This is a genomic window from Sneathiella sp. (assembly GCF_036960985.1).
Taxonomy (GTDB): domain Bacteria; phylum Pseudomonadota; class Alphaproteobacteria; order Sneathiellales; family Sneathiellaceae; genus Sneathiella.
Window position 1 is genome coordinate 155168 of sequence record NZ_JBALWD010000006.1, and the last position, 9984, is coordinate 165151.

The 9984-nt window shown below is 46.6% G+C and carries 8 protein-coding genes; 2 read left to right on the forward strand and 6 right to left on the reverse strand.

Features of this window, described 5'->3' with window-relative positions; translation table 11 throughout:
* Positions 1-108: 108 nt before the first annotated feature.
* Positions 109-477: a VanZ family protein gene (locus V7723_RS19750; protein WP_443024190.1), complete on the forward strand. Its 369-nt coding sequence runs from the start codon at positions 109-111 to the stop codon at positions 475-477.
* 9 nt (positions 478-486) lie between these two features.
* Here the strand turns inward: V7723_RS19750 and V7723_RS05375 are convergent, their stop codons facing one another.
* On the reverse strand, positions 487-1029 hold the full coding sequence (locus V7723_RS05375; RefSeq protein ID WP_335683409.1) for a hypothetical protein: 543 nt from the start codon (positions 1027-1029) through the stop codon (positions 487-489).
* A gap of 67 nt (positions 1030-1096) precedes the next feature.
* The gene (locus V7723_RS05380) at positions 1097-2077 is read right to left on the reverse strand and encodes a tRNA dihydrouridine synthase (protein WP_335683410.1); all 981 of its coding nucleotides are present in this window, start codon (positions 2075-2077) and stop codon (positions 1097-1099) included.
* Positions 2078-2207: 130 nt separating this feature from the next.
* On the opposite strand from V7723_RS05380, the gene V7723_RS05385 reads away from it, so the two are divergent.
* Positions 2208-3701: an AMP nucleosidase gene (locus V7723_RS05385; protein ID WP_335683411.1), complete on the forward strand. Its 1494-nt coding sequence runs from the start codon at positions 2208-2210 to the stop codon at positions 3699-3701.
* A gap of 3 nt (positions 3702-3704) precedes the next feature.
* Here the strand turns inward: V7723_RS05385 and V7723_RS05390 are convergent, their stop codons facing one another.
* From V7723_RS05390 to addB, 4 genes are all read right to left on the reverse strand, one after another.
* On the reverse strand, positions 3705-4589 hold the full coding sequence (locus tag V7723_RS05390) for an alpha/beta fold hydrolase (protein ID WP_335683412.1): 885 nt from the start codon (positions 4587-4589) through the stop codon (positions 3705-3707).
* A gap of 115 nt (positions 4590-4704) precedes the next feature.
* Positions 4705-5025 carry a thioredoxin TrxA gene (gene trxA / locus V7723_RS05395; RefSeq protein WP_335683413.1) on the reverse strand — a complete coding sequence of 107 codons (321 nt, stop codon included), beginning with the start codon at positions 5023-5025 and terminating at the stop codon, positions 4705-4707.
* 110 nt (positions 5026-5135) lie between these two features.
* The gene (gene addA / locus V7723_RS05400; RefSeq protein ID WP_335683414.1) at positions 5136-8531 is read right to left on the reverse strand and encodes a double-strand break repair helicase AddA; all 3396 of its coding nucleotides are present in this window, start codon (positions 8529-8531) and stop codon (positions 5136-5138) included.
* A partial coding sequence (addB, locus tag V7723_RS05405; protein WP_335683415.1) for a double-strand break repair protein AddB occupies positions 8528-9984 on the reverse strand: 1457 nt, incomplete at its 5' end. The genes addA and addB, both read right to left, overlap by 4 nt.

Below are 9984 nucleotides of genomic sequence, written 5' to 3' on the forward strand. Positions count from 1 at the left end.
AGCACGGCTAAGTTAATACAAAATGCCGATAATCTTTCGTCAATATATTTCTACTAATATTAATATTAGATAAATTCGGACGCACGTTTAAAGGAATAACCCTAACTGATGCCATTAAACAATACAAAAATATTCCTTTGCTTTTGGACGCTTGGCCTTATTGCGGCTTTTATATTCTCATTAACTCCCGTCAAGCACTCCTCAGACATCGGTTTTCTAGTATATGATAAATTTCTGCATTTATCATGTTATTTTGTTATGTCGACCGTCGCCTGTCTATCTGGAAAAACATGGACTATGCGATATTTTCTGTGTTTCGTGACGCTGCTTGTCAGTATCAGTATAGAATTTTTGCAGCCTCTAACAGGCCGCAGCTTTGAGGTGTTTGATATGGTTGCAAATCTTCTTGGAATCATAATTGGTATTTTAGTGATGAGACTATTTATGTGGCGTTTTCCAGCATTCATTTCCCGATAAACATCCGCCCTACCTTAAACCCCGATCCCATAATTGGACATGTACACCGAACTTATCTTCGCGTACCGATAAGCTAGCTGTTTCAAGCTGCCAGGAAAGAGTAAGCGGGTTTTCAACTTTATGTGGCTTTCCGTATTTTTCCTCAAACCGCTCAATTATCGTCAGTTCCGCGACTTTCTTGTCTGGAAAAGTTGCATCAATTTTCCAAATTCTATGCCCTGCATCCGGAGCCGTAAAATTGACGCGATAAGTCACTCTTTGTGAAACCTTGCCGCGGGCAACACAGACATATCGAGAGATTGCACCTGTCTTCGGATCTCCATACCTGCCTCCGACAGCACAAGATGTAGTTCCTGATTTTTCGTCGACAACGGCTTCATTTCCAAGCTTGTATCCCGTGTTGTCGAATAGCGCCTGATGCAATACTCCGCTCGTTTCTGTCTGCGGAGACGGGCCGGCGCAACTCAAAAGTAGGAGAGACAATCCAAAGAAGAAAATGCTGTTGAAAACATCTTTGGGGTAACAAAAACTTCTAAACGCCTTCATTCTCATATTCAACAATCCCTCTAAGTTACCTGATGCCACAGGAGAAAGGCCCGATTACAAACAAGTATTCCTATTAAATTACCACTCCACCCGTCGGTCGGTATTGTTCTTTTCGAACTTCTTGAACTATTCCTATTGGATCCTCCATTCGCCTAATCTGATCAAAGAGCACTGACGATTGTTCGTAAGTTCGGCCTAAAAGCTTTATCCATTGTTTCAGTCGACCCATTTGTCGGTTGTCATTCTCCATTGATTTTGTCAGATTATAATAATCTACAACGAAATTTAAGATTATTGGCCACGCAAACAAGCCAACTTGAGAATATTGCTCGCCCTTGGAATTTATCTCAAGTCCTAGGCTGGGCCGTGCAATTACACCTCGCCCAACCATCACATGTTCACATCCACTTACTGCCAAGCATTGTAAAAAATCTTCTTTCGTCCATATTTCTCCGTTAGCTACGACAGGAATACTTAAATTCTCCGTCATCGGTCGCAAATATTCCCAATAAGCAGGTGCCCGATATCCTTCAAGTTTTGTCCGCGCGTGAACAGTCAATTTCGACGCGCCCGCACTTTCGATTGCCATAGCATTTTCAAGTGCCAAGGATTTCTCCGAAAACCCAAGTCGCATCTTGGCACTGACCGGAATGTCTTTTGGTACCGCACGGCGAACCGCCGAAACGATTTCATATAATCGCTCAGGCCATTGTAAGAGAGTAGCCCCGGCATCATGGCGATTGACGGTTTTCGCCGGACAGCCAAAGTTTATATCGATTCCGGGGGCACCCAATTCCGCTACAAAAGCAGCATTTTCAGCCATTACAACGGGCTCTCCACCCATTATCTGGACATGAACGGGAACGCCTGAAGATGTCCTTCCACCTGTCAAGAGTTCTGGGCAATAACGATAGAAAACTGCTGCGGGAAATAAATTTTGGCTTACGCGAACAAATTCTGACACACACAGATCAAAGCCGCCGATCCCCGTCAGAAGTTCCCGCATATATACGTCAACCACGCCTTCCATTGGAGCAAGTGTTACTGTCGCCACTCTTGTTTTTCCTTTAACAGCGCAAATCTATTGTTCTGACATATTTCGATGTTAGAATAGCGCTTATACAAAAAAGATCAAAAAAGAAGGAACTGTCATAGGGGCAGTTCGCAGTTAAAGGAAGACTTATATGAGTGAATTTCTGTCTGCGACAGGCAATAATCACGGAAATGCTACAAATCTCCAAGAGTTTACAGACGCGACAGAAGCTGTCGCCCACATTAAAAACATCTACGACGAAAATATTGAAAAAGTAAAATCTCGTTTTGCGGCCTTTGAAGCTGGAGATAAGACAACACCAGCCTCACCTGCTTTTTATCCATATCTAGGACTAACGATTGAAGCAAGCGACATCAATCTTAGCGGGAAACGCGCATATGGAAACATAGATGCCGCCGGCACATTCGGGACGACGTTGACGCAACCTGCTTTGTTCGAAAGTTATTACAAAGAGCAGATAGATTTAATACTTCATAATCACAAAAGACCCGTTTACGTTGGTGTCGGAGCGCGGCCTATGCCGCTGCCGTTTGTGATTGAAGCCGCGTCTTCCGGTGTCTCAGCTGATGATATGCAAGCGCTGCAATCTATATTCTCCATGCCGGAGCTGGCAAATATCAACGATACCATCGCGAATGGGACGTATGTGCCCATTGAAAACAAACCCAGACCACTCTCTCTCTTTACAGCGGAAAGAGTCGATTATTCTTTACTCAGGCTTTCACATTATACAGGGACCGCGCCGGATCATTTTCAGCGATTTGTTCTGTTTACCAACTATCAACGATATGTGGATGAGTTTATCGAATACGGTAAGAGCCAGATTGCAACCGGTGATGAGTATCGGGCCTTTGTTGAGCCGGGAAACGTGATAACACACAATACAGCCTTGACGGATAACCCGCCGGTTGGTCAGGCGCCAAATCATTTACCCCAAATGCCTGCCTACCATCTTGTGAGAGACAAACATATGGGCATTACCCTGGTGAATATTGGAGTTGGGCCTTCCAACGCTAAAACGATCACGGATCATATAGCCGTTCTACGCCCCCATTGCTGGTTGATGATTGGTCATTGCGGAGGACTGAGACGAACACAGCGGCTCGGTGATTTTGTGCTCGCTCATGCGTATGTTCGCGAAGATCATGTCTTGGATGAGGACATTCATCCGTCCGTTCCCCTTCCCGCTATTGCCGAAATACAGGTAGCGCTTACCGATGCTGTTGCGCGCGCGGCGGATCCTGCGACCGAAGGAGCTGGTTTGAAGGAACATTTTCGAACCGGCACCGTTTACACAACTGATGACAGAGATTGGGAACTCCGCCACAAAGAGCTTGCGATTCGATTTAATCAATCCCGGGCAATTGCTGTTGACATGGAATCCGCGACAATTGCCGCGAATGGGTTCCGTTTTCGAGTTCCTTATGGCACCTTGCTTTGTGTCTCTGATAAACCCATTCATGGAGAAATTAAACTTCCCGGAATGGCTAACAAATTTTATGAAAATAGAACAGCTAAGCATCTTCAGATTGGCATCGATACGTTACGACACCTTCGAATTGGTGGCGTTGAAAGCTTGCATTCAAGAAAATTGAGAAGCTTCGATGAGCCTGCCTTTAGATGACAGTTAGTTGGCTTTAAGGTGGGGCAAGATCAAGTCGACCAGATGATCACACAAGGCTGGTGAAAGATCATGTCCCATTCCCTCAACCAATTCTAGACGCGCATTAGGAATTAGCCGCGCCGTTTCTTTTCCTGCTTCAGATAAAACCAACAGATCCTCAGTGCCATGGATAACCAGCGTCGGAATTGTCAAACCAGATAGGGAAGCGGCCCGCGATGGCGATCCCAACACAGCAGCATATTGGCGAACATACCCGGCAGGATAATAACATCTTTCCACACATCTGCGAATATGAGCGGTCAATTCCTCCCGGTTCCATCGATAGCCGGGGCTTCCAATCACGTCATTGACGTTAAGACCAAAAGCGACAACATCTGAAAGGTCCTCACTGGCCGGTGCGGACATAAGTACTGTCGTTGCCGCAGCTGTCGGTGGTGGTAATGCGGAGGAGCCACTACTGGACATAATCGATGTCAGCGATTTAAGGCGTTCCGGATAATGAATTGCAGCTAATTGAGCTATCATGCCGCCCATGGACATTCCAATTAAGTGAACAGAATCGATCGTTAAAGCATCCAGTATACCAACGATGTCCTTCATCATATCCGTTAGGTTATAGGGAAGGTCCAAGACGTTACCCGATCTGATTGTTTCGCCTAAGGCGACTAAATCAGGAACCGGCTTTTTATCAAGCTTTTGAGAAAGGCCGATATCTCTATTATCAAAACGAAGAACGAAAAATCCGGTTGTCGCTAGTCGTTCACAAAAATTAACTGGCCAGTCGATGAGCTGAAATCCAAGGCCCGCAATAAGAACAATGGCGGGATCCGATGGAAGGCCAAAAGTTTCGTATTCCAAAACTAACCCATTGCTCTTTACCTTCGCCATGATTTCATTCCATTCTTTACCAACAATTGGACGCTATTGACTACGGTGTTCTGCACACAAAAAAGCGGACCGTTTGGTCCGCAAATTTGCAATTCATATGAATTTGGTGGCTAAACTAACCCGCGGATTTAATCCATTCTTCGATCTGGCCTTTGGGTGAGGCACCAACTTTCGTTCCAGCAATTTCGCCATCTTTAAACAGCATCAATGTCGGGATACCGCGCACACCATATTTAGTCGGTGTGTTTGGGTTTTGATCGATATTTATTTTTGCAACTGTAAGCGCACCTTCCATTTCATTGGAAATCTCGTCCAGAGATGGGGCTATTGTCTTACAAGGTCCGCACCATTCAGCCCAGAAATCAACAAGGACTAGGCCAGAGCTATTCAAGACATCTTCATCAAAAGAGTTGTCGGTGACTGTCGTAGTGGTCATAATTTCCTCATTTCCGGTAATAATTGCTTCGTATTGATCTGCGCCCCGGCAGAACATCATTTTATCGCTTATAATTACGTATTGTGCCTGGGCTCGTCAAGAGACAGTGATCACATATCTGTATCGGAAAGTATCATTAAATGCGGCCCATCCGTCCATAAAAGCGCTGATTTTATAGGTTTTCCGGGGTACATCTGTAACAATGCTTGCCGATAAAGACTCATTTGACGTAAATACTTTTTTGGAACATCATCGATAGATCGTGGCGAGGGTCGGTTTGTTTTGTAATCAACGATCAGTATCTCTTTTTCAGTGACCAATAAGCGATCGATTTGTCCTGACATGACTTGATCACCAAAAACGCCTGTAATTGGTACTTCCGCCATGCTCCCCTCGCCGAAAATCTGTCCAAAATCCGGGTCATTGATCACTGCAAAAGTTTCATGCAATATCTCGTCCTGAGAAGACGTATTCAAGCCATGAACAGGACGCGCGAGCCAGTTTCGCGCTATCTGTTCCCGTAATTTTGGGGTAACAGCTGGAAGACTTTCCAATAGTCGGTGGATTATAAGTCCGCGATGGAATCGCCGTCCGCCATCAGCTCCGAGAGGCGATCTGATTGCCGGTTCTTCTTCTTCTCTGGACGGAGTTAACGGATGCGGCAATGCTGGTTCGTCCGGCGCCGGTTGCGTCACCCATGGCGGAGTCACATAAGAAACATCCGCATTTGCTTCTTGTGAAACTGCAATAGGTGCAGGTGTCCCAGAGTTGCGTTGACGCGCAATCTCCCCCCAAGGCAACAAAACTTCCGCCACTCCTTCTCCGAATGCTGGGTCGATCATCTCATACCAGCAGTCCGGCGACCTTCGTTTTTTTCCTTCCCAACCGCAAATATATAATCGATCCTCTGCCCGGGTCAAAGCCACATATAACAACCGTTTCTTTTCATCTTTCTGCCGTTCTTTCGCAACTGCCCTGGCCTTGGCAGACAGTGGGTCATCATTTTCTGTTTTTGCCGGCCACAGCGGGAGTGAATTATCATCATCCGTCCAAAGGATCGGCGTACTGGTGCCGGAAGACTGGCAAGTATCTGGTAAAAATACTATTGGTGATTGCAGTCCTTTGGAGCCGTGAACAGTTAAAATTCGGACTTCGTCTCGTCCCTGTTCCATATCGCGTTTAACATCTGCCGCACCGGCTTCTACCCAGTGAAGAAAGGCTTGCAACGAAGTCGCTTCCGTTCTTTGGTAATTGAGCGCTAGAGACAAAAACTCTTCAATAGGATCCGCGGCTTCGTCTCCTAGCCGGGCCAGTAGTTTTCGTCGCCCGCCACTTTTCCCAAGAATATCAGCAAAAAATTCGTAAACAGGCACATAATCTGCTCGGGCCAGGAGTTCCTTTAAAAATGCGCACGCATCATCAAATACTTTCAGGCCCGGCTTATTATCTCGAAGGGCGCGCCAAAGACTTCCTTGTCGACCATAAGCTAACTCGAATAGTTGATTATCATCGCAACCAGCAAACGGGCTTTTCAGAATTATCGCGAGATTGAGATCATCCTCAGGCAGCAAAACAAATTTTGCCAAAGCCACTAAATCCATGACCGCTAATTGCTCCGTCAGTACCATTCGGTCTGTTCCCGCGACTGGCACATCCTGTTGCTTTAACGCGCGCACAATATGACTGAAAAACGCATTTCTTTTTTGCACCAGGATCATAATATCTTTTGGCGCAATTGGGCGACCTTGAGCAGCCAAGATCTCTTTCGTATCTAACCAATGGCGGATTTGTTGAGCGATATTTTTTGCAAGTTGCGCCTCTGGCTTTGTATCAAGGCCTTGCACAATTGGCATATCCCAAGGATCGGTAATTTCTTGATCCGGATGTTTGACCGTCGGCCAAATTTCGACCAACCCCGCCTCTCCCGCTCGCTTTACAAGATGTTTGATCTCATCACCAGATGAAGTCAAACCGCCCCTTGTTTGGGCATCCCTAAATACAGCGTCAACCAGATTCAAAACTGCGTCTGTCGATCGAAATGACAAATCAAGGGGAACATTCATCCAGGATTTATCAGATTCTCGTGCTTTTTGTTCAAATGTATTGCGCATGATGTCAAACACGGCAGGATCTGCGCCTTGAAAAGAATAGATAGATTGTTTCTCGTCCCCAACTACGAATACGGTTCTATCTACTTCCACGGCACTCAGCCCATGGAAAAATTCCTCCGCCAATGCGCCAATCACTTGCCATTGGTCTGGACTGGTATCTTGCGCTTCGTCAACAAGAATATGCTCAATACCACCATCGAGCTTAAACATCACCCAAGGGGCCACATTTTCGCCGGTAAGCAAGTCTCGCGTTTTGAGGATCAAATCATCATAGTCGAGTTTACCGCGCCGATATTTCTCTGCTTCATAAAGATCCATCAAAGCCAGCCCGAGGCGCATGAGGGCGGCCGAATTTTTTAAGACCCTTACCTTCTTTTGATTGTCCATAACAGTTTGCAGACGTTCTGCCTCACACGTCATGATCTCAATAATATTCGGCTGACGCTCAATGGATTTTTTGGTTGCCAGGTTTTTGGCAGCCTTGATGCCACCGTCTTTAGTGAGGTAAACTGACCGGTAAATAGAATAAAGACGTATTCTTTCTGTCGGTTGGGCCAGCCAGTCCGACATAATTTCTGCGCGTTTTACTTCGGCATCGGTCCCAGCAAGTAACGTCTCGCATGCATGTCGCAAACCAACTCCATCAAAGACATCTTCCTCGGTCGCATTGAGGATCAAATTTTCTTCTGTTTCTGATAATGCAACACCGATGCGTTTCGACATCATTTCTATGATCCCATTTGCATCTTCAAAGGCCGATAACAAATGCTTTAATCGGCTACGCTTTCCGCTCAAATTCCGGGTAAGATCTGAAAAAGTGCTTTCATTGATCTTTTCGCTCACTAATTGCAACGCATTTGAAAGATCATCGAACTCGGGGTCTTTGCTTTGTAATAGTAACCTGTCGCGAGCCGATTGCATAATCTCACCGGCTGTACGTTCATCCATCACTTCAAAATTTGGAGAAAGGTTCGCCTCCAACGGAAACCGCCCTAGAATGGATTCGCAAAAAGAATGAATTGTCTGGATTTTCAGTCCCCCCGGCGCGTCAAGGACACGCGCAAACAATCGTCGGGCTCTCAGCTTTTCATCCACAGATGCGGGATACCCTATTAAATCTGCGAGATTAATTTCCAATTCCTGATCAGAAATTACAGACCAATTGCCAAGAGTACTGTTCAGGCGATTGGCCATTTCAGCAGCCGCCGCTTTCGTAAACGTTATGCAGAGGATTTTTTCCGGTCGCGTTCCGTTTAACATCAACCTCAGGCAACGCTCAACCAGAACTCTCGTTTTCCCCGATCCAGCTGACGCAGAGACCCAAACTGATCGTTGCGGATCAGCGGCTCGTTTCTGACGAGAAATTCCTTCGTCGATCATTGTGGTAAGCGTCATTCCGAAGCCTCCCCACTCGACCATTCCTTTATTCTCGCAAGATGTTCGTAGTCATTAAAGCGTCCATACAAGTCAGGTCTTGGGCGGCATAAATAGGGTGTTGCCTGCTTATCAAAAAGAATTATTAGTCGTTGCAAGCCATCAAAGGCGGATAAGGCCAATTCCTCGACAGACACGTCTTTACTTGCCGATCTCAAGCCGCCGGCAGGCTCTCCGCCAGTGACTTTGACAAACGCAAGCTCCGCAACCGGAGATGCTTCTATCGTCGAAAATCCGTGACGGGCAATCATCGCTGCTTCCAATGCCAATTGTGGCGCGACACCGGTTTCAACTTCCTTTACCGAGGGTACAGATCCCGTCTTATAATCCAACACTGATATCGAACCGTCCCTATGTTGATCAATTCGGTCCGCTGTGCCACTTAGAAAAAAGTCTGCATGGGGTGCCGGTATTTTGATTTCACCCCTGACCTCTACTTTCAATGTTCGGTAACTCACGCGACGCGTCCGTTCAAACTCGACGAACCAATGCGCTATTCTCTCAAACCGTGGCCACCAAAAAGCCCAAACTGCCGGATAGGATAGGATATCTCCAAATGCTTCTCGGCCGATTTCAAGTAACTTCGCTTCTGCATCCAAAGGCATTTCTTCAGGATAAAGCCGAACAAATTTTTCGAGGGCAGCGTGAATAAAATTTCCTCTGTCCGCTGCGCCTGGATCTTCTGCGAGATCCGCCAACGGCCGAACTTTTAAGATGCTGTCAGCAAAGATCGAGTAGGGATCCTTTATCCATTTCTCAATTCTGGTAACAGATAGACGGCGCGGTCGCGCGGCAACAGGCGGGGTTGGTCTTGGCGCGGGACAAGGCGAATATGTATCTGGTTGATCTAGCAGACGCTGCCACGCCAATACCGGAGTGTCCTCAGCACCGCTCAGTTTAATATCGAACTTCTTCAGTAAGGTTTCAAGTCGCAAAAGCCATCGTGAGGGCACCGTTGGTGTTCCGTCGATTTTTTCTGCTCTCGTCAAAACAATTTCTTTCCCGCAAAACGCCTGCTGAAAATCATGAGCGGAAAGCCCAATACGCTGTTCTGGTAAAGGAAGTTTAAAATCTTTGCGCATAGGCCTACTCATCCAGGGATCGTTACCTGTATCAGGCGGCCAAACGCCCTCATTCAGCCCCCCTAAAACCATAAGGTCTGCGCGCTGTAATCGCCCCTCCAATGGACCCCAGATCTGCAATCTGGGGTGCTGTCCGAAATTTCTCCGGACCATCCGACCAGTCATCAAATTATCAAGCAACTCTGGCCAGACGGATGGGGAAACTTCTCCCATCACAGGCGCTGCCCGTAATAATTCAGAAACAAAATTGGCGGCAGCATCTCCATAACTGCCATCCCAAAGCGAAGAATTTTCTGTCGCAGCAGGTGTCGAAAGTTTTTCAGCAAATCGAA